This is a genomic window from Roseateles sp. GW835-FHT13E02 (assembly GCF_058794035.1).
This window is the reverse complement of the sequence record NZ_JBXAGJ010000031.1, coordinates 24,148-42,816: the sequence shown is the minus strand read 5'-3', so window position 1 is coordinate 42,816 and position 18,669 is coordinate 24,148. Positions and strand designations below refer to the sequence as shown.

The following is an 18,669-nucleotide window of genomic DNA, read 5'->3' as shown; positions in this document are numbered from 1 at the left end:
GACCCCGGAACCATGAGCCCGGTGGCGGCACGGGCTGCAGGGCCTCACGAGCAAAACCAAAGGCTGCTTCGTGCCGCGAGCCGCCGCTCGCGCCAACCAAAAAAGAGGCGCAAGCCGCTTGAAGCTGCTTGCGCCTTGAGAAGCCGGGCAGGTGTTGGAGTCGGGCCGGAGCCCGGCCCGCCCGGGCCAGGGAAACCTGGGTTGGAGTTCTGTGCAGCGGATCAGGACTTGGCCGGGGTGGCTTCGGTCTTGGTTGCGGCCGGGGTGGCGCTGGGCGTGGTCACCGCAGTAGCGGCCGCCTCGGTGGCAGGCTTCTTGGGTGTGGCCGGGCCGGCGCCGTCGGTCTTGTTCACCGGGCTGGGCGTGGCCGCCACCGGGGCGGTGGTTGCGGCGGGCGTGGCGGCAACCGTGGTGGCCGGCTTGGCCGCGGGGGCGGCGGCCACCGCCGGCGTGGCCGGGGCAGCAGCCGTGGTCACCGGAGCTGCAGCCTGGCTGGTCTTCGCAGCGGCCGGGGCTGTTTTGTGGGCGTGGGCCTTCTTGTGCTCGCCCTTGTGCTCCGTCTTCGCAGCAGCGCTGTGCTGCTCGGTTTTTGCGTTAGCCTCCTTGGTGGCGGTCGCCAGGGGCGCCGCAGTCGTTGTGGTGGCAGCCGGTGCAGGGGTGGTGGCTGCCGTGGCCGTGGGGTTGGCGCTGACCGGCTTGGTGGCTTCGGCGGCCATGGCGCTACCCAAGGACAGAGCCAGCAGCGCGGGGATCAGAGCGGTCTTCAGAGCGTTGGACTTGGTGTTCATCAGGATTTCTCCAAGGGTTGCGAAAGGTACCTGCACAACGACGCCCGATGAGCGCTCGTTGACCCTGTTTCTTGGCCCTTGCAAAGCGTTACACGTGTCACATATCGGCACTTCGATGGGTTGATGCAAATAAAAAGGGGCGCGAAACGCGCCCCTTGTGGGTTTTGGCCGCCGCGGCGGCGATCACCAGATCTTGCAGCGCTTGCTCTCTTCCTTGACCATTTTCTGGCCCGGCTTGCAGGCGAAAGCCTGGGCAAACTCCGGCATGTTCACGGCCACACCGTTGATGCGGTAGCGGCCGGGCGAATGCGGGTTGGTCAGGGCTTGCACACGCAGCGCTTCGGGGCGTGCGGTGTTGCAGTCCCACTGGCCGAAGCCGATGAAGAAACGCTGCTCGGGCGTCAGGCCGTCGATGGGTGCGAGCTTCTGCGTGGCGGTCTGCTCGCGCCAGGCGGCCAGGGCCAGCACCATGCCGCCCAGGTCGGCCAGGTCTTCGCCCAGGGTCAGGCGGCTGTTGATCTTGATGTCATCGACGATGGTGTACTGCGCGTATTGCTCCACCACGCAGGCGGCGCGCTTCTCAAACGCGCGGCCGTCCTTCTTGGCCCACCAGTCCTTGAGATTGCCCTTGGCATCGAACTGGCGGCCTTCGTCGTCGAAGCCGTGGATCAGCTCATGGCCGATGGTGCCGCCGGTGTTGCCGTAGCTGGGCGCGTCGTCAAGCTTGGTGTCGAAGAGCGGTGGCTGCAGCACGCCAGCGGGGAAGTTGATGTCGTTCATCTGCGCGTTGTAGTACGCGTTCACCGTCTGCGGTGTCATGCCCCATTCGCCGCGGTCCAGCGGCTTGCCGATCTTGGCCAGCTGGCGCCTGGCCTCGAACGCATGGCCGCGCTGCACATTGCCCAGGAAGTCATCACGCTTGACCTGCAGCGCGCTGTAGTCGCGCCAGACATCGGGGTAGCCAACCTTGTTGACGATGCTGTGCAGCTTCTCCAGCGCACGGGTCTTGGTGGCCGGGCTCATCCACTCGAGCGCCTGCACACGCTGGGCCATGGCGCGCTCGATCTGCTCGGTCATCTGCACGGTCTTGGCCTTGAGCTCGGGGCTGAAGTTGCGCGCCACGAACTCCTGGCCCAGGGCCTCGCCCATCTGCACATCGACCAGCTCGACGCAACGCTTCCAGCGCGCCTTGAGCTGCGGCACGCCGTTGAGCGTCTGGCCGAAGAAGTCGAAGTTGGCCTGCACCAGCGCCTGGTTCAGATGCGGCGCTTGGCTGCTCAGGGTCTGCCAGCGCAGGTAGGTCTTGATGTCGTCCAGGCTGCTCTTCTTGAGCAGGCCGGCCAGGGCCTTGAAGAAGGCCGGCTCGGTGACGTTGAAGACACGCGTGTCCGCCGGCACGCCCAGGGCTTGCTGGTAGGCCGCCCAGTCGAAGCCGGGGGTCAGGGCTTGCAGGCCACGGGCGTCGAATTTGTGGAAGGTCTTGTAGGGATCGCGCTTGTCCACCCGGCTCAGGGTGGCGCGGGCCAGGGTGGTCTCCATGGCCAGCACGCGCGCAGCGGCCGCCTGGGCTTGCGCCGGGCTGCTGCCGCTGAGCTCGAACATGCGGGCAATGTGAGCGCTGAATGCTTCCCGCATCTTGAGCGACTTCGCATCGCTCTTGAGGTAGTAGTCGCGGTCTGGCAGGCTGATGCCGCCGGCCATGGCGAAGGCGATCAGCTGGCTGGAATCGGCCAGGTCCTGGCTGGACGAGAAATAGAAGAACAGGCGCTCGTTGTTGCTGGCCAGCTGCAGGGCGGCCAGCAGGGCCGGCAGCTCCTGCTTGCTGCTCATGCCGGCGATACGGTTCAGCAAGGGTTGCAAGGGCTGCAGGCCCAGGCGCTCGGCCGCACCTTCGTCCATGCAGGCGGCGTAGTAGTCGGCCATCTTGGCCTGGCTGGCGTTCAGCTCGGCGGCCGGGCTGGTTTTCAGCCGCTCCAGGATGCCCCAGAGATAACGCTGGTTTTCATCGGCCATCTTGGCGTAGACCGACCAGCGCGACTGGTCGGCCGGCACCGGGTTCTTTTCCATCCAGCCGCCGCAGACGTACTGGTAGAAGTCTTCGCAGGGGTCGACGCTGCGGTCCATGGCCGTGAGGTCCAGGCTGGGTGTGTAGGGCAACTGGCTCAGGGGCTGCTCGGCGGCAGCGGCAACGGTGTCGGCCGGCGCTTGCTGGGCTTGGGCCAGCAGGCTCAGCGTGCCCAGGCTCAGGGCGCTGAGCAGGGCTTTCAGGGGCGTGGACATGGGGGGCATGGGGGAGGCATCCTTGGCGACCGCGGGGGGTCGAAGCCTGGGATTCTCCGCCAAGCTCGTGAGCGTCAGCGGCTGCGCTTCTTGAGCACTTCGTCCTGCCAGGTCTGGCGCAGCTTTTTCAGCTCCCAGGCCCAGACAAAAGGCCGCAGCGCGCGGGCCGGGCGGTACTGGGCCGGGTCGAGCAGGCGCTGCCGCACATCGGCCGGCAGTTCCAGATGCTCCAGGCGGATGGGCCGCGCATAGCCGCGCGCCAGCTGCAGCTGGCCGGGGTCGCTGAAGATGTACTCGCGCGCCAGGAGAGCGGCATTCGGGTGCGGGGCGTGGCGGTTGATGAGGGTGGTGTAGCCGCTGGTCACCGAGCCGTCGCTGGGGATCAGCACCTCGTACTCGCTGGGGCGGCGCACGCGGCTGCGGTGGCCCAGGGCGACGAAATCCCAGAGCAGGTAGACATCGGCACTGCCACGCTGCAGATCGGACACCATGGCATTGCTGTGCACCAGGCGGCCTTGCCGCTCCAGCTTGGCAAAGGCCTCCAGCGCTGGCTGCAAACGGGTTTCGTCCCCGCCCAGGGCAATGGCGGCGGCCAGCACATTGGCGCTGGCCTGGGCCGAGCTGCCGACGCCGCCCACCTGCACGGTGTACGGTCCCTCGAACAGGGCGCGCCAGCTGCCCGGCACCCGGCCACCGGTGCGCCGGGTGTTGACGGCAAAGGCTATCGTGCCGGTGTAGGCCAGGGCCCAGAAGCCGTCCTCGTCACGCGCCCAGGCGGGCAGTTGCGACCAGACCATGGGCTTGTGCGGCCGGCTGATGCCACGCCCACGGGCCACCGCGCCGTATTCGAAGCCGACATCGCCCAGGTCGGCCGTGGCGCGGCTGCCCTCGCTGGCCATGCGCTCGATCTCGTCGGCGCTGTTCATGTTCTCGTCGCTGTGCTCGATGCCGTAGAGCCGTTTCAGATCGGCCCAGATGCCGCCCCAGTTGGCCCAGTGGTCCGGCATGCCGAGGGTGTGCAGCCGGCCCTCGGCGCGGGCGGCTGCCACCAAGGCGGGCGGCGGATTGAACAAAGCTTCAGCGACCGGAGGCGCCATCGGCTGCGCCAGCACCCGTCCGGTCGGCAGGCCCAGGGTACCCAGCAGCAGGTGGCGGCGCTTCATGCGCGGATTGTTACAGCTTGCGCACTGGCACGGCTTCGATGCCTGCGTGATCGCGCGGGTCTCAGCCCAGAACGCGCAGGATTTCCTCTCCGTAGGCTTCCAGCTTCTTGGCGCCCACGCCGCTGATGCCGGCCAGCTCGTCCAGACTTTGCGGGTTCTGGCGCGCCATCTCGGCCAGGGTGACGTTCTGGAAGATCACATAGGCCGGCAGGCCATGTTCCTTGGCCACCTCGGCACGCCAGCTCTTGAGCTGCTCGAAGCGTTCCAGCGCGTCCTCGTCCAGCTCGATTGGAGCCGTGCTCTTGCCCTTGCCAGTTCCGCCGCTGCGGCTGAGCTTGCCGCGCTTGGGCGCCACGCTGGGCACGCGCAGCAGCAGCTGCACCTCGCCCTTGAGCACGGCGCGGGCGCTGTCGGCCAGGGCCAGGGTCATGTACTCGCCTTCGGTGAAGACATGGCCCAGGGCGATCAGCTGGCGCAGCACGGCGCGCCACTGGGTTTCCGGCAGGTCAGCGCCAATGCCCCAGGTGGACAGGCTTTGGTGGCCGTACTGCGTGACCTTGTCGGTGACCTTGCCGCGCAGCACATCGATCAGGTGGCCGGCACCAAAGCGCTGGCCGCCGTTCTGGTGAAAGCGGTAGATGCAGCTGAGCAGCTTGCGGGCGGCATCGGTGCCGTCCCAGGTGGCGGGCGGCACCAGGCAGTTGTCGCAATTCCCACAAGCGCTGCTCATCTCACCAAAATAGGCCAGCAGGCGCACGCGCCGGCAGTCGGTCGCTTCCGCCAGGGCCAGCAAGGCGTCGAGCTTGCCGCGCTGGCCTTTCTTGAACTCTTCGCCGGCCGGGCTCTCGTCGATCATGCGGCGCTGGTTCACCACATCGGCCAGGCCGTAGGTCATCCAGGCGTCGGCCGGCGCGCCGTCGCGGCCGGCGCGGCCGGTCTCCTGGTAGTAGCTCTCGATGTTCTTGGGCAGGTCCAGGTGGGCGACGAAGCGCACATCGGGCTTGTCGATGCCCATGCCGAATGCGATGGTGGCCACCATGACGATGCTGTCTTCGCGCAGAAAGCGGTCCTGGTGGCGCTGGCGCACGGCGGCGTCCAGGCCGGCGTGGTAGGGCAGGGCCTTGATGCCGGCGCTGACCAGCCAGTCGGCCGTCTCGTCCACCTTCTTGCGGCTCTGGCAGTAGACAACGCCGGCGTCTTCGCCGTGCTCATCCTGGATGAAGCGCAGCAGCTGATCGCGCGGCTTGCTGTCCTTCTCGACGATGGTGTAGCGGATGTTGGGCCGGTCGAAGCTGCTGATGAAGATGCGCGCCTCTTCCAGGCGCAGGCGCTCGATGATGTCGGCGCGGGTCAGGTCGTCAGCGGTCGCGGTCAGCGCGATGCGCGGCACCTCGGGGTAGCGCTCGTGCAGCAGGCTGAGCGCCAGGTACTCGCTGCGGAAGTCATGGCCCCACTGGCTGACGCAATGCGCCTCATCGATGGCGAACAGGCTCAGCAGGCCGCGCTCCTGCAGCGAATCGAGCTGGGCCAGGAAGCGCGGGTTGGTGATGCGCTCGGGCGCAGCGTAGAGCATGACCAGGCGGCCGCTCATCATCTCGCGCTCGACATGGGCGGCCTGCTCGCCGCTCAGGCTGCTGTTCAAAAAGGCGGCGTGCACGCCGGCTTCTTCCAGCGCGCCGACCTGGTCGTGCATCAGGGCGATCAGGGGGCTGACCACCACGGTCACGCCTTGCTGGCTGCGGTGCCGGGCGATGGCGGGGATCTGGTAGCAGAGGCTTTTGCCGCCGCCGGTGGGCATCAGCACCAGGGCGTCGCCGCCAGCCACCACATGGTCCACGATGTCGGCCTGCGCGCCACGGAAGGCGCTGTAGCCGAAGACTTCATGCAGGATCTGCTGCGGGCGGGCGTCGGAGGAAAGGTCGGCTGATTTCATTGAGGCCGCAATGGTACGCCCCCGGCTCCCCATGATCCGTTAGGCCTTGTGCCGTCATGGCCCTGTCGTTTGAGTTCTGCACATTCCGCGCTGCGCCGGTTGGAACCGGCCATCACCCCCGTGAGCCATCCTTTTCAAGCTCACCCCACAGAACGCAGCAGGAGCCAGCCATGAAGGGCATCAAACACCCCCGCAATGACGAGACGATCAACCCGTCCGGCAATGCGTCCATCTACGATGTGATCGATCGCGTCGACAGCAAGCGCCGCAACTTCGTCAAAGGCAGTGTCGGCGTGGCCGCCTTGCAGGCCGCAGGCGGCCTGACCCTCTCGGGTCTGGTCAACACCGTCCAGGCCGGTCCCGTGCCCGCGGGCCTGGGCTTCCCTGGCATCGGTTTCGAAAGCGTGCCGGCCAGCGTGTCGGTGACCAGCGCACCGGCTGCATCGGCTGTGGCCGACCGCATCACCGTGCCCGCGGGCTATACCGCCGAGCTGTTCGTCGCCTGGGGCGACCCCATCATGCCCGGCGGCGTGCCTTTTGCCTCGGACGCCAGCAACACCGCCGCCGAGCAGGCCAAGCAGTTCGGTGCCCACAACGACGGCATGGCCTTCTTCCCCTTTGTGGGCACGGACGGCCGGCCCAGCGTGGACCGCGGCATCCTGGCCATCAACAACGAGTACACGCCTGAAGAGATCCTGACCCCCGCCGGCATTGCTGGCGCCAACCTGGCCGCGGTGCGCAAGTCGCAGGCCGCCCATGGGGTGTCCATCCTGGAAGCCCGCCGCCGCAACGGCAAGTGGATGGTGGTCAAGAACTCCGTCTACGGCCGCCGCCTGACCGCCAACACCAAGACCCGCATCTCGGGCCCGGCCGCCGGCCATGCCCTGATGAAGGCCAACGAGTACCTGATCAGCGACACCGGCAGCCAAGCCACCGGTCGTCAGACGGATGGGTTCACCGCCTACGGCACCATCAACAACTGCGCCAACGGCGTGACGCCCTGGGGCACCTACCTGACCTGTGAAGAGAACTTCAACGGCAACTTCGGTTCCAACACCGCGGTGCCTGCGCCCACCGCCGGCGAAGTCGGCAAGATGTTCAACCGATACGGTCTGACCAAGGACGGCTTCAACTACAAGTGGCACACCCAGGATCCGCGTTTTGATCTGAACGTCAACCCCAACGAAGCCAATCTGTTTGGCTGGGTGGTGGAAGTGGATCCCTACGATCCGAAGAGCGTGCCGGTCAAGCGCACGGCCCTGGGTCGTTTCAAGCACGAAAGCGCCCAGTATGTGGTCGATGCGCAAGGCCATCTGGCCGTCTACATGGGTGACGACGAGCGCAACGAGTACATCTACAAATTCGTCAGCGCCGGCAAGTTCAACCCGGCCGATCGCGTGGCCAACCGCAATCTGCTCGATGACGGCGTGCTCTACGTCGCCAAGTTCGACGCCGATCTGAGCGGCCAATGGTTGCCCCTGCTGCCGGGCACCGTGGGTGTGGACGGCGTGGCCCTGCGCGACAACCCGAACTTCGCCGGTGCCAATGATGCCGAGGTGCTGGCCAAGATCCTGATCAAGACTCGCATGGCCGCCGACGCTGTTGGCGCCACGATGATGGACCGCCCGGAATGGACCGGCGCCCGTCCGCGCATCGGCGGCTTCAACAAGATCGAGATCTACTGCACGCTGACCAACAACAACCGTCGCGGCAGCAGCGCCACGCCTTCGTCGAACAAGGCCGATGGCACGACAGCCGCCGGCTCGGCCCGCCCCGCCGTCGACGCCGCCAATCCGCGCGAAGACAACATCTACGGCCACATCATTCGCTGGCAAGAGACCGGCGACACGGTCAAGGCCACCACCTTCGCCTGGAGCTTGTTCCTGCAAGCCGGTGACACCAAGACCACCAAGCCGGCCAAGGCCACCAACAACTACAAGGGCAATATCGTGGCCGATCCCTACGGAAGCGCCGATTTCGGCGCGCCGGACGGTTTGTGGTTCGACCCGTTCGGCCGCCTCTGGGTGCAGACCGACCAGATCGGCGATGCCTCGGGCGACTGGAAGAACATCGGTGCCAACTGCATGGTCTGCGCTGACCCCAACACCGGCATGGCTCGCCGTTTCCTGACCGGCCCCAATGGCTGCGAAGTGACAGGCATCGCCATGAGCCCGGATGGCAAGACCATGTGGGTCGGTGTTCAGCACCCTGGCGAAGACGCCACGCCGAGCAATCCCGAGTTGAAGTCGCGCTGGCCGGCCAACCAATGGGGCGTGGAGTCTGACGGTGTGACCTCCCTGCCCTTCGGCCGCCCGCGTTCCGCCGTGGTGGTCATCACCAAGGACGACGGCGGCGTCATCGGCAGCTGAGGCGCCAGCGCCGGTCGCCTGGTGGCGGCCGGCCTTGTTGCCCAGCCGTGCATCTCATCTCTCCCATGGAGCAAGTCATTTCATGAAAACCTGTCTCAAGACCCTGGCCCTGGCGGCCTGCTTTCTGGCCGGCGGCGCCCATGCCGATGCGGTCGATTCCGATGCGGCTTTCGGCTCGGCCCTGCGCGTGAGCTTCAACGGCTTTGACGGCCTGATCACCCGCGACCCCGTGGAGCTGGGCCTGGCCGAAACCGGCCGCCGCGTGGTGCTGAACCCGGGCGAGGGCACGGAAATTGGCGCCAACGCGCGCGATCTGGGCGAGAACGGCCTGTGGGGCGCCCGCGGCAACCCGCTGGATGGCCTGACGCCCACGCCCACCGGCAGCGGCAACTTCCTGGCCAGCAGCAGCGGCCCGCTGCACTTCAGCTTCGGCGAAGCCGTGCAGAGCGTCGGTGCCTATCTGAATCAGTTCCGCCTCGAAGGCGAAGCCCCGAGCCTGCTGCTGACCGCCTACGGTCAGAACGGTGCCGTGCTCGAGTCCTTCAGCTACAGCATCCAGACCGCCTTCGACAGCTACAACGAAGGCAAGTTCCTGGGCTTTGTGCGAGCTCAGGCTGACATCTACGGCTTCAGCGTCGCCGGCAGCAACGTCAGCCTCGACGAGCTCAGCTTCGCCACCCCGGTGCCGGAGCCGCAAAGCGCGGCGCTCTTGCTCGGCGGCCTGGGTCTGCTGCTGGCCTGGGCTCAGCGTCGCCGCCCACAGGCCTGAGCGGCGCTTTCGCTTCGCTTGGATTCGCAAGGGGCTGTTGGCCCCTTGCGGTCATTGGAGCGCGCAGGGTTTTCCGTCAAGATGGCTCACCCCGCATCTGCAAGGAAGGCGCCCGATGGCTGAGGACTCGCACGACAAGGCCGCAGATTTGCGGCACAAGCTGATCCGCAATTTCAACCAGGTGCCGCGCGAGCGCTACACGCGCCCGCCGCTGTACGACAGCCTGGTCGGTGCCGTCTCGGACGGCACGCTGGCGCGCAAGCTCGGTTGCGGCATCGACACGGTGGCGCCGGGGCAGCAGAGCTGCCCTTACCACTTCCATCACACGCAAGAGGAGATGTTCATCATCCTCGAGGGCCAGGGCACGCTGCGGGTGGCCGGTGAGCGGCTGCCCATCCAGGCCGGCGATGTGATCTTCATCCCCTGTGGGCCTGAATACCCGCACCACATCCTCAACACCTCGGAGGCCGAGCTCAAGTACCTGAGCATCAGCACCCAGGAGCGGCCCGAGGTCTGCGAGTACCCCGATTCAGGCAAGCTCGCGGTGTTCTCGAAAGGCCCGGCCTTCATCCAGCGCCGAGACAATGGCCTCGATTACTGGGACGGCGAGCCCTGAAGATCGAGCGGCGCGCGACCCTCGTTGTTGCCGCCGCCATTGCTGCTGGCCGCCGCTTTGGCGTTGGTCAGCGCTGGCTTGTCGCCGCGGGCGTTGATGCGCGAGATGCCCGACGATTGGCGCTGCACCTCGGGCCGGCCCCAGAAATCGACCTGGCCGAAACCGGAGACCGACACCGCCAGCTGCTCGGTGGCCCAGACCTCGGCGTCGCCGATGCCGCTGATGCTGATGCCGGCGCGGGCCACTTGCAGGTTCTCGGCCTGCAGCCGGCCCTTGCCGGAGACGCGCAGGGTCAGCTCATGGGCCTGGCCGCTGATGCGGCCGGTGCCGGCGCCCGAGATGCCGAAGTTCAGCTTGTCGGCTGTGAGTTCGTCGAAGCGCGCGCTGCCGGCGCCCGAGATGGTGATGGTCAGCTGGGCGCAGCGGAAGGCGCCGGGCGCGTGCAGATCACCGGCGCCGGACAGGATCAGGTGGTTGAGTCGGCGCAGGGTCACGTCGATCTGCGGGCGCTGGCTGCGCCACATCTTCCAGCCGTCGACCGAGCGGATCTGCAGCCTGTCGCCGCTGTAGTCGAGCTCGATCTGCTTCTGCGCCTCGGCGTCGCCGGCCACGAAGACCTGGTCGCGCTCGCCCTGGATCAGGCGCACATTGGCTGTGCCCGACAGTTCCAGCCGCTCGAAGGGGCGTGAGATGTAGAGCTTGCCCTCGGCCGCCGGCGCGGCCGCTGCTGCGGGGGCTGCATTGGGGGCGGGCGCTGCGGGCGCCGCAGGGCTGACGGGGGCCACCGGCGCCGCACCGGGCTGGGCCATCACCAGCTCGCTCATCAAACAGGCCAGCAGGCCTGAACTCAGCAGCTTCCAGCTCATATCGATTGCTCCCTCAGTTTCTTGGACACATCACGGTTGGCGGTGAAGCGGGTGCCGTCCTGCATCTGCACGATCAGTTGCGAGTTCTCGTCGGGTGTCATCGACACCACGAAATCGAGGTTGACGATGCAGCTGCGCTGCAGCTTGATGAAGCGGCCGGGGTCCAGGCGCTGCTCGAAGGCGGTGATGGGCAGGTTGACCAGGTACTGGCGGCCGCCGCTGGCCACGGCCGTGTACTTGATATCCGAGCGCAGGTACTCGACCGTGTCCACCTGGATGGGAAAGATCTTGCCCTGGTCGCGCACCAGCAGCCGGGTCATGGGCGAGGTGTCGGGCTTGGCCGCCGCTTCCAGCGCCTGGGTGCTGCTGGGCTGGGCGCTGCCCTCGCTGCCGCTGCGCTGCAGGGCGTGTTGCACTGCCTCATTGAAGCGCTCTTGCGAGAAGGGCTTGAGCAGGTAATCGGCCGCATGCAGCTCGAAGGCGGTGATGGCGTGCTCGTTGTAGGCGGTGGTGAAGATCACCCGCGGCACGGCGCCCTCGCCCTTGGCCCCATCCTCGGCCAGGGCGCGCAGCACCTGCAGCCCGGTCAGGCCCGGCATATTGATGTCCATGAAAACCAGCTCGGGGCGCAGGCTGCGGATCTGCTCCAGCGCGCTCAGGCCGTCGGCGCAGCTGGCCACCAGCTCCAGCTGCGGCAGCTGGGCCACCCAGTCGGCCAGGGCCTCGCTGGCCAGGGGCTCGTCTTCGGCAATCAGGGTGCGGATGCGGGGCATGGCAGTGGCGTTCATGAGGGTCAAGCAAAAGGGTCAAGCAAGCGGGGCCTGGGGAATCCACAGGTCGACGCGAAATCCCGCACCCGGGGCGGTGTGGATGTGCATGCGGGCGCGGCCGTTGAAATCGAGCGCGAAGCGGCGGCGCAGGGCGCCCAGGCCGATGCCACCGCTGCGGTGGCCGCTGGGGGCAAGGCCGTTGGCGTCGGACTTGTCGCCCGCCTCGGGTTGGTTCAGCCGCGCCGGTTCGCAGCCGGCACCGTCGTCTTTGACGGTCAGCGCCAGGGCTTGCGTCAGCGCATCGCGGCGCGAGCTGATGCTGATGCAGCCACCCTTCACGCTGGGCGAGATGCCGTGGATGATGGAGTTCTCCACCAGCGGTTGCAGGGTCAGGGGCGGGATCTCGTCCTGCAGCGTGTCCGGGTCCAGCGCCCATTCCACGCTCAGGCGCTGGCCCAGGCGCAGCGACTCCAGGGCCAGATAGTCGCGCACAAAGCCCAGCTCTTCTTCCAGCGTCACCCGGTCGCTGACGGCGCGTTTGCTGTCTAGCACATAGCGCAGCATGTCGGAAAAGCGCAGCAGGCCTTGCTCGGCCGCTTTGGCATCCTTGCGGGTCAGGGCGATCAGGGAGTTGAGGGTGTTGAAGAGGAAATGCGGGTTCAGCTTGCCGCTGATGGCGGCCAGCTCGGCGCGGGCCAGGGCGCTCTCGGCCTGGGCGGCGGCCACGGCATTGCGGCGCGCCCGGCGTGCGTTCAGCACCGCGGTGAAGCCGGTGGCCACCGGCACGTAGACAAACACGCCGGTGATGGCGCGCCAGAGCGCCGTCTGCATCAGCGTGGCCTCGGCATGCTCGGGGCCGAAGAGCAGGCTGGCGAGCACAAAATCGCTGGCCATCCAGCCGCCGCTGAACAGCAGCGCCGCCGCACCGTGCAGGCCGGCCAGGCTGAGCAGGCCGAACTCGCGCTCCTGCAGCCACTGCGCCCAGGGATAGACCAGCACCCCCATCAGCATGGGCGCCCACAGCGTCAGCGTCGCTTCGTAAATCGCCGACCAGAGCTGCCACACGCCCTGCTGGCCGCGCTGGTAATCGAGCCCGGCCACCACGTAAAGCAGCCAGGTCAGGAGGCAGGCGCCGCCGTAGGCCAGCCAGAAACGCCGGCGGCTGCCGGTGTTCCAGCTCTGGCTCGGATTCTGGGGCGAGGAGGTGGCGCGATCCATGGCGTCATCTTAGGCATGGCTTGTGTCGGCCCGCCGCCCGGCCTGACTAAGTGCAAGAAGCGGGGCGCCAACTGCGGCGCCCCCGGGCCGGCCGGAACGGGGGCGGCCGGCCGGGGCTTCCTGGGGCATGCCCGGCCCGGGCGCCGCGGCCGGGGCGGCATAATCCGGGGGTTTGGATATCAGCAGCTTGCGGAGCAGCGCCTATGGCCTCGGTCAATAAAGTCATTCTCATCGGCAACCTGGGGCGCGACCCCGAGTTGCGCTACAACCCCAGCGGCGTCGCCTTCTGCACCATCAGCCTGGCCACCACGCGCAATTGGAAGAACCGCGAGACCGGCGAAAAGCAGGAAGAAACCGAATGGCACCGTGTGGTGTTCAACGACAAGCTGGCTGAGATCGTCGGCCAGTACTGCAAGAAGGGCCGCCCGCTCTACGTCGAAGGCCGCCTGCGCACCCGCAAGTGGACCGACAAGGAAGGCAAGGACGTCTACACCACCGAAATCATCGCCAATGAAATGCAGCTGCTCGGCGGCCGCGATTCCGGTGATGAAGGTGGTGGTGGCGGTGGTGGTGGCTACGGCGCCCGCGAAGCCCGTGGTGGTGGCGGCGGTGCTGGCGGCTACGGCGGTGGCGACGACTACGGCGACGCCCCGGCCCCGCGCGCTCCGGCCCGCCCGCCTGCACGCCCTCCGGCAGCCGCCCGCCCGGCGCCCGCCCCGGCTCCGCGCCCGGCGACCGGCTTTGACGATATGGATGACGACATCCCGTTCTAGGATTTACCTTTGCCTAGATGGTAAACAAGAGGCCCTAAGTGCTTGTCACTTGGGGCTTTTTTCTTCTTGACGTGGTTCTAGGTGCTTGGGGTGTTCTGCAGGCTACAAGCTACTTTTCAAGACTTGTAAACAATCCTCCATGCGCTGCACCAATACAGATGCTTGCAATCTGACTAAGGTACCCCTCAGACCTGGATGTACACCTGCTAGAGGAAGGAACCTGACGATCGTGCGTCCGTTGACAACCGACTAGCTGTGTCGGGAGTGGCAGATGAACTCGCAAGCCGAATCGACCGAACGACGCACTCCTCCTCTGAGCCTACCTTCGTACCTTTCTTGGGTGGCATCGTGGTGAGGCGTATCTATGATGCGAGACCGACGGCGACAGGACACCTCTCAGCCGCACTTGGGCGAGTGCACCAGAACAATCACAATGTCGCCCACTTACATAAACGCAGTTCTGGAGGACTCAGAGCGGTGAAAATCAGAAAAATTGCCATCAGGAACTTTCGCGGGGTGAAAGCGTAAGCTCCCCCACCAAGTAGACAGCTGAAATCAGAGAATGCGGCCCAAGCCAAAAGGAAGAGGCCGATGAGAGAGAGCAAGTTCACAGAGAGCCAGATCGTGGCGATCCTCAAGGAGGGCGAAGCCGGCGTGCCGGTGGCCGAGGTGAGCCGCAAGCACGGCATCAGCGCACCGACCTACTACGCCTGGAAAAGCAAGTACGCGGGTGCCACGGTGTCGGACCTGACACGCATGCGCGAGCTGGAAGTGGAGAACGCCCGACTCAAGCGCATGTATGCCGACCTGGCGCTGGAGAATGCTGCGATCAAGGACGTGGTGACAAAAAAATTCTGACGCCGTCCGCGAAGCGGCAGGTGGTCGAGGTCATGGTGACCGAGCACCGCTTGCCGATCACGCGAGCCTGCGGAGTTGCAGGCTTGTCGCGGGCGGCGTATTACAAGGTTCCAGCGCTGCCACTTGAGAGGGATGCCGAGGTGATCGACGCGCTCAACTGCGTGGTCGAGCGCAATGGCCGCTGGGGTTTTTGGAAGTGCTTCGATCGGCTGCGCCTGGATGGCCGAGCGTGGAACCACAAACGGGTCTGGCGGGTGTATTGCGAGTTGGGGCTGAACATTCCCCGTCGCACGAAGCGCCGCATCCCCAAGCGCGAGCAGGTGCCACTGGCAGCGGGCTCGTTCGTCAACCAGGGCTGGGCCTTGGACTTCATGCACGACGTGCTCTATGACGGTCGCAGATTCCGAACGCTCAACGTCATCGACGAGGCCAATCGCGAGGCGCTGGCCATCCAGGTGGCCCAGTCGTTGCCGGCCTCAATGCTGATTCGAACCATGGACCGCCTGGTGGACTGGTACGGCCCGCCGCTGTCGATTCGCATGGACAACGGGCCGGAGATGACCAGCCACGACTTCGTCGAGTGGGCGCAGCGCAAAGGCATTGCTTTGAACTACATCGAACCCGGTGAGCCCAACCAGAACGCCTACATCGAGCGCTTCAACCGGACGTTCCGAACCGAGGTGCTCGATGCTTACCTGTTCAACTCCATCGAGCAAGTACAGGCCATCGCCGACGACTGGTTGACCCAGTACAACGAATACCGACCGCATGACTCGCTGGGTGGCGTGCCGCCCAAGCAGTTCATGCCCCGACTGATCACCACAACCGCCGCGGACTCTAGGAATCAACTGCCTGCTTGACAGGGAAGCTTACGGGTCCAAGTCCTTGACCATCATTGGCACCGAACAATACTTGCCAGCGAGGTAACGGTCATTGATTGTTTCGGTTGGCAGATGTTGGAGCTTTGCCCAGGACGGGCAGCAATCGCGTCGATGCGGCAGGCAAAAATCTACACATAACTGGCAGCGGCCGGTCAGGTGACGGTCGTGCACCGCGATTGCGCAATTCAGAACAAAAGGAGTGCTTAGTGCCTGGCAACAAACGATTCATCGAATCCGCACCCGCTCAGGCATGGCTAGGTCAGTTCGACCCGGACTCGCAGCGCCTTATGGTCGCGATGCTGAAGGCAATGCGCCTGGTAAATCGAAACAGATTCGCCGACTCGCTACGTATACGACTACTTGAGGCCGCTCACGCGACTTCTGGTCGAATAGGGCTGTATGTAGAGCGCGAGATGCCGCCAAAGAACGCTCCGGTCGCACCCATGTTTTCACAGCCACTAGAGCGTCCAAGACGTGCAACTGGTCCTGGACCTCGCCCTATAGAACCAGATGAGAAACAACCTGGCGATGTCGGTAGTGAGGGCATCGTGGCGCAGCTCGTGTCCGAACTGTGCCGCGAAATGCCGCAACGCTTTGTAAGCCATCCAAGTCCCGACCAGATTAGGTGTCGCAAAAACCCGGTCAGAAAGTTCATCTTGGTAACAGACCTCATCGGCAGTGGACAGCGCGCCGAACGTTACCTTGATGCCGCCTGGGGCGTCTTCTCAGTCAAAAGCTGGTGGTCAAGTCGGCATACCAAAGGCTTGTCATTTGAAGTGGTTGCGTATGCCGCAACTGAAGCCGGACTGGAGCGAGTTCAGCGCCATCGTCTGAACCCTCAGGTCAGACTTGTCGCCCATTGCCCGACCATCGACAAGGCATTCAACGAGGAGGACTCGAACGCTATCAAGCGCGTTTGCGTCCAGTACAACCCAAGAACGACCGGATCGGACCCCCTCGGCTATCAGGGTACCGGGGCCCTCATCGCGTTCGCACACGGAGCTCCCAACAATTGCCCACGCATCCTGCATGCGAGCAGCAATGGATGGTCTCCATTGTTCGCGCGTCGAGTCACCGCTCATACGCGATCCGAATTCAATGAAGAGTTGGATACAGAGCAAGTCCAGCAACAACTCATAAACATGCGTCACAAACGCCTGTCGGATGGCTACGTTTGGGGCCGAGCCCCCAACGGCACCATGGAGACCTACCTGGTGCTGGCGGCACTATCACACCGGCCAAGGCGAATCGAAGTTGTTGCTAGACGCACTGGCCTGACCTTACTCGAGGTCGAAGCCATAGTTCGCAAGGCTTCAACCAACGGCTGGATCGACAAGGAGTACAGGCTGACCGATACCGGGCAAGCCCACCTGCGCGCTGCAAAGAAAAAGCGTCGCGTCGCCCCGACTAGCAGCGACAGTGCAAAGTCGTACTATCCTTCTACCCTGAGGGTGTCAGTGTGACTGTCTAGTGATGCCGGCGTCGTAAGACGTTGGTCGGACGATGACTTTTGTCATCGAAGAGGGGGCACAGACTACTGTCGCCTCACGCATGAGCCCCCGCTTGAGGCAAATCGCGCCGCGCTGTGACCCTAAAGGGGCGGCTCGGTGCCTCGCCTTCACAGCGTGGCGTGACTTACCCTTCGGGTATCAAAGGTAGATGCAACGCTGGAACCCTCAACTTTTTCGCAAGCAGGCATCGGGTGTGAAACCCGAACTGCTGGCACATCTGTTGAGGGTCGGCAGACGCATCACGCTGGTCCACCAAGATGTCCAACCAGTCTTCACTTTGAGGCATTTGGCAGCGCTGAGCGATGTCGACTATGGTTTTCTGCGGCAAACAGTGGCACGACGAACGGACTCATACACCGAGTTTCGGATAAGAAAGCGCGTGGCAGAGAGCCTGATGCCGCAGTACCGGACGATATGTGTACCTTCGCCCGGCCTGATGAAGGCACAGCGTTGGATCACGCAAAACATCCTTGCTCATGTGCCCACTCACAATGGCAGCGTCGCCTTCTCTAAGGGCAACACCCTTTACAAAGCTGTAGAACCGCACTGCCGAGCTAAGTGGCTAGTCAAAATTGATGTGCAGGGCTTCTTTGAGTCCATCTCCGAGGCAAGCGTGTACCGGCTTTTCGAAAGTCTGGGTTTCGAGCCGCTCATTGCCTTTGAAATGGCAAGGTTGTGCACGCGTGCCCCAGATGATGCACGACATGAGAAAGAGCAAGGTGAAAGCTATGGCGTGGCCACGCCTTACGTCATTGAGCAGTACACGCATGGCGCTCAAGGCCACCTCCCGCAAGGCGCGCCCACAAGCCCCATGCTGGCCAACTTGGTCTGTCGCGAGCTTGACGAACGGCTGGCGACGATCGCTGAGGAGCGAAATCTCAGCTACACCCGCTATGCCGACGACCTAACCTTTTCCTCATCAGATCTGAACTTCGGGCGCGAGATGGCAAAGGCGCTGATCCAACTGGTCTATCGAGAGCTTTCTCGCCAAGGTCTTTGCCCCAACAGAGCCAAAACAGCCATCGTTCCCCCCTCAGCGTGCAAGATTGTGCTCGGGTTGAGCGTGGAGGAGGAAACGCCCAGGCTGACCCGGCATTTCAAAGACCTACTACGACAGCACATCCACTATCTTGTGCATCCTGAGGTTGGCCCGGTAAAGCACGCGAGTGCGCGTAAATTCGCATCTGTTACTGGCCTGAGACACCATATAGGCGGACTTTTGGCCTACGCGGGGCAGATCGAACCAGACTGGGCTGCAAAGCAACGCGTGCGCTTTATGGAAGTTGTCTGGCCTTGAAGGGGAGACGAGCATTGCGGTCGTGAAAACAAGGTTGACATGTCAACCTCTCCCATCTGGCTGGTCAAAAATCAAGCAAAAAGCCCGGTTGCCCCCCCAACCTTTCACCTTACTTCCGACAAGTCTGCCGCCCGTTGTCCACGACTCTCAGCTCAGCCTTGGTCTGCCCCCTATCCACCCGTGGCAACGGTCGGCAAAGCTCCGCTTGGCCGACACCCCTGATCTGCGCGTTGTACAGCCAGACCACGAACTGCTCAGAGGCATCAGCCAGGAGGCCCTGGCTAAGCTGGCTGGGCTGCATCGCACCTATGTGGGGTCTGTGGAGCGCGGGGAGCGCAACATCGCCGTGGACAACATGGAGGCACTGGCGAATGCGATGGGGTTGGATGTGAGCGCGCTACTTCTGCCTGCAGAATGCAAAACCAAGTAGCTGACGATTTCTGTTGATCAAGTGTGCCGCTAGAGAAGAATACTTCCAGCCGTTACTATGGAGAAGCACCGCACACGGCCCTTTGGAACGAATCAAGAAGCATAGGCACCAAACATCCACGACAACATGCTTTTTCGACAAACATTT

General features: G+C 64.6%; 15 protein-coding genes. 8 read left to right on the top strand and 7 right to left on the bottom strand.

The window, feature by feature from the left end; genetic code table 11:
- Nucleotides 1-221: 221 nt before the first annotated feature.
- The 4 genes from AC1Q6P_RS22460 to recQ form a co-directional block, all read right to left on the bottom strand.
- The gene (locus AC1Q6P_RS22460) at nucleotides 222-788 is read right to left on the bottom strand and encodes a hypothetical protein (RefSeq protein ID WP_492666025.1); all 567 of its coding nucleotides are present in this window, start codon (nucleotides 786-788) and stop codon (nucleotides 222-224) included.
- 183 nt (nucleotides 789-971) lie between these two features.
- Nucleotides 972-3,068: a M13 family metallopeptidase gene (locus tag AC1Q6P_RS22455; protein WP_492666026.1), complete on the bottom strand. Its 2,097-nt coding sequence runs from the start codon at nucleotides 3,066-3,068 to the stop codon at nucleotides 972-974.
- 74 nt (nucleotides 3,069-3,142) lie between these two features.
- Nucleotides 3,143-4,231 (bottom strand): ABC transporter substrate-binding protein, encoded by a 1,089-nt coding sequence (locus AC1Q6P_RS22450; RefSeq protein WP_492666027.1) that lies wholly within the window; start codon nucleotides 4,229-4,231, stop codon nucleotides 3,143-3,145.
- 61 nt (nucleotides 4,232-4,292) lie between these two features.
- The gene (recQ, locus tag AC1Q6P_RS22445) at nucleotides 4,293-6,164 is read right to left on the bottom strand and encodes a DNA helicase RecQ (RefSeq protein WP_171828583.1); all 1,872 of its coding nucleotides are present in this window, start codon (nucleotides 6,162-6,164) and stop codon (nucleotides 4,293-4,295) included.
- A gap of 170 nt (nucleotides 6,165-6,334) precedes the next feature.
- On the opposite strand from recQ, the gene AC1Q6P_RS22440 reads away from it, so the two are divergent.
- From AC1Q6P_RS22440 to AC1Q6P_RS22430, 3 genes are all read left to right on the top strand, one after another.
- Nucleotides 6,335-8,533 carry a PhoX family protein gene (locus AC1Q6P_RS22440; protein WP_171828584.1) on the top strand — a complete coding sequence of 733 codons (2,199 nt, stop codon included), beginning with the start codon at nucleotides 6,335-6,337 and terminating at the stop codon, nucleotides 8,531-8,533.
- A gap of 82 nt (nucleotides 8,534-8,615) precedes the next feature.
- Nucleotides 8,616-9,302, top strand: a complete 687-nt coding sequence (locus AC1Q6P_RS22435; protein WP_492666028.1) for a PEP-CTERM sorting domain-containing protein — start codon at nucleotides 8,616-8,618, stop codon at nucleotides 9,300-9,302.
- Nucleotides 9,303-9,417: 115 nt separating this feature from the next.
- The gene (locus AC1Q6P_RS22430; RefSeq protein ID WP_492666029.1) at nucleotides 9,418-9,918 is read left to right on the top strand and encodes a cupin domain-containing protein; all 501 of its coding nucleotides are present in this window, start codon (nucleotides 9,418-9,420) and stop codon (nucleotides 9,916-9,918) included.
- Here the strand turns inward: AC1Q6P_RS22430 and AC1Q6P_RS22425 are convergent.
- Genes AC1Q6P_RS22425 through AC1Q6P_RS22415 form a run of 3 tightly spaced genes read right to left on the bottom strand, consistent with a single transcriptional unit; the run spans nucleotide 9,897 to nucleotide 12,772 of the window.
- On the bottom strand, nucleotides 9,897-10,784 hold the full coding sequence (locus tag AC1Q6P_RS22425; RefSeq protein ID WP_492666030.1) for a head GIN domain-containing protein: 888 nt from the start codon (nucleotides 10,782-10,784) through the stop codon (nucleotides 9,897-9,899). The two genes, AC1Q6P_RS22430 and AC1Q6P_RS22425, sit on opposite strands and share 22 nt — an antisense overlap.
- Nucleotides 10,781-11,572 carry a LytR/AlgR family response regulator transcription factor gene (locus AC1Q6P_RS22420; protein ID WP_492666031.1) on the bottom strand — a complete coding sequence of 264 codons (792 nt, stop codon included), beginning with the start codon at nucleotides 11,570-11,572 and terminating at the stop codon, nucleotides 10,781-10,783. The genes AC1Q6P_RS22425 and AC1Q6P_RS22420 overlap by 4 nt, the downstream gene beginning before the upstream one ends.
- 18 nt (nucleotides 11,573-11,590) lie before the next feature.
- A complete protein-coding gene (locus AC1Q6P_RS22415; RefSeq protein ID WP_492666032.1) occupies nucleotides 11,591-12,772 on the bottom strand; it encodes a sensor histidine kinase in 1,182 nt (393 codons plus the stop codon).
- A 203-nt stretch (nucleotides 12,773-12,975) separates the two neighbouring features.
- Here AC1Q6P_RS22415 and AC1Q6P_RS22410 point away from each other — a divergent pair, with 203 nt between their 5' ends.
- From AC1Q6P_RS22410 to AC1Q6P_RS22390, 5 genes are all read left to right on the top strand, one after another.
- Nucleotides 12,976-13,545: a single-stranded DNA-binding protein gene (locus tag AC1Q6P_RS22410; protein WP_102768702.1), complete on the top strand. Its 570-nt coding sequence runs from the start codon at nucleotides 12,976-12,978 to the stop codon at nucleotides 13,543-13,545.
- Between the two features lie 591 nt (nucleotides 13,546-14,136).
- Nucleotides 14,137-15,263 (top strand): IS3 family transposase gene (locus tag AC1Q6P_RS22405; RefSeq protein ID WP_492666033.1). Its coding sequence is split into 2 segments (ribosomal slippage): nucleotides 14,137-14,398 and nucleotides 14,398-15,263, totalling 1,128 coding nucleotides; the frame shifts between segments, so codons are not numbered across the junction.
- A gap of 227 nt (nucleotides 15,264-15,490) precedes the next feature.
- On the top strand, nucleotides 15,491-16,747 hold the full coding sequence (locus AC1Q6P_RS22400; RefSeq protein ID WP_492666034.1) for a phosphoribosyltransferase-like protein: 1,257 nt from the start codon (nucleotides 15,491-15,493) through the stop codon (nucleotides 16,745-16,747).
- Between the two features lie 196 nt (nucleotides 16,748-16,943).
- The gene (locus tag AC1Q6P_RS22395) at nucleotides 16,944-18,092 is read left to right on the top strand and encodes a reverse transcriptase family protein (protein WP_492666035.1); all 1,149 of its coding nucleotides are present in this window, start codon (nucleotides 16,944-16,946) and stop codon (nucleotides 18,090-18,092) included.
- 205 nt (nucleotides 18,093-18,297) lie between these two features.
- Nucleotides 18,298-18,522, top strand: coding sequence for a helix-turn-helix domain-containing protein (locus tag AC1Q6P_RS22390; protein ID WP_492666036.1), 225 nt, complete (start codon nucleotides 18,298-18,300; stop codon nucleotides 18,520-18,522).
- Nucleotides 18,523-18,669: the final 147 nt, after the last annotated feature.

Excerpts from the sequence above, each read along its gene's own strand:
- AC1Q6P_RS22420 (WP_492666031.1), bottom strand. The coding sequence starts at position 11,572 with ATGAACGCCACTGCCATGCCCCGCATCCGCACCCTGATTGCCGAAGAC.
- AC1Q6P_RS22415 (WP_492666032.1), bottom strand. The coding sequence starts at position 12,772 with ATGGATCGCGCCACCTCCTCGCCCCAGAATCCGAGCCAGAGCTGGAAC.
- AC1Q6P_RS22460 (WP_492666025.1), bottom strand. The coding sequence starts at position 788 with ATGAACACCAAGTCCAACGCTCTGAAGACCGCTCTGATCCCCGCGCTG.
- AC1Q6P_RS22455 (WP_492666026.1), bottom strand. The coding sequence starts at position 3,068 with ATGTCCACGCCCCTGAAAGCCCTGCTCAGCGCCCTGAGCCTGGGCACG.
- AC1Q6P_RS22435 (WP_492666028.1), top strand. The coding sequence starts at position 8,616 with ATGAAAACCTGTCTCAAGACCCTGGCCCTGGCGGCCTGCTTTCTGGCC.
- AC1Q6P_RS22410 (WP_102768702.1), top strand. The coding sequence starts at position 12,976 with ATGGCCTCGGTCAATAAAGTCATTCTCATCGGCAACCTGGGGCGCGAC.
- AC1Q6P_RS22395 (WP_492666035.1), top strand. The coding sequence starts at position 16,944 with ATGCAACGCTGGAACCCTCAACTTTTTCGCAAGCAGGCATCGGGTGTG.
- AC1Q6P_RS22425 (WP_492666030.1), bottom strand. The coding sequence starts at position 10,784 with ATGAGCTGGAAGCTGCTGAGTTCAGGCCTGCTGGCCTGTTTGATGAGC.
- AC1Q6P_RS22430 (WP_492666029.1), top strand. The coding sequence starts at position 9,418 with ATGGCTGAGGACTCGCACGACAAGGCCGCAGATTTGCGGCACAAGCTG.
- AC1Q6P_RS22440 (WP_171828584.1), top strand. The coding sequence starts at position 6,335 with ATGAAGGGCATCAAACACCCCCGCAATGACGAGACGATCAACCCGTCC.
- AC1Q6P_RS22450 (WP_492666027.1), bottom strand. The coding sequence starts at position 4,231 with ATGAAGCGCCGCCACCTGCTGCTGGGTACCCTGGGCCTGCCGACCGGA.
- recQ (WP_171828583.1), bottom strand. The coding sequence starts at position 6,164 with ATGAAATCAGCCGACCTTTCCTCCGACGCCCGCCCGCAGCAGATCCTG.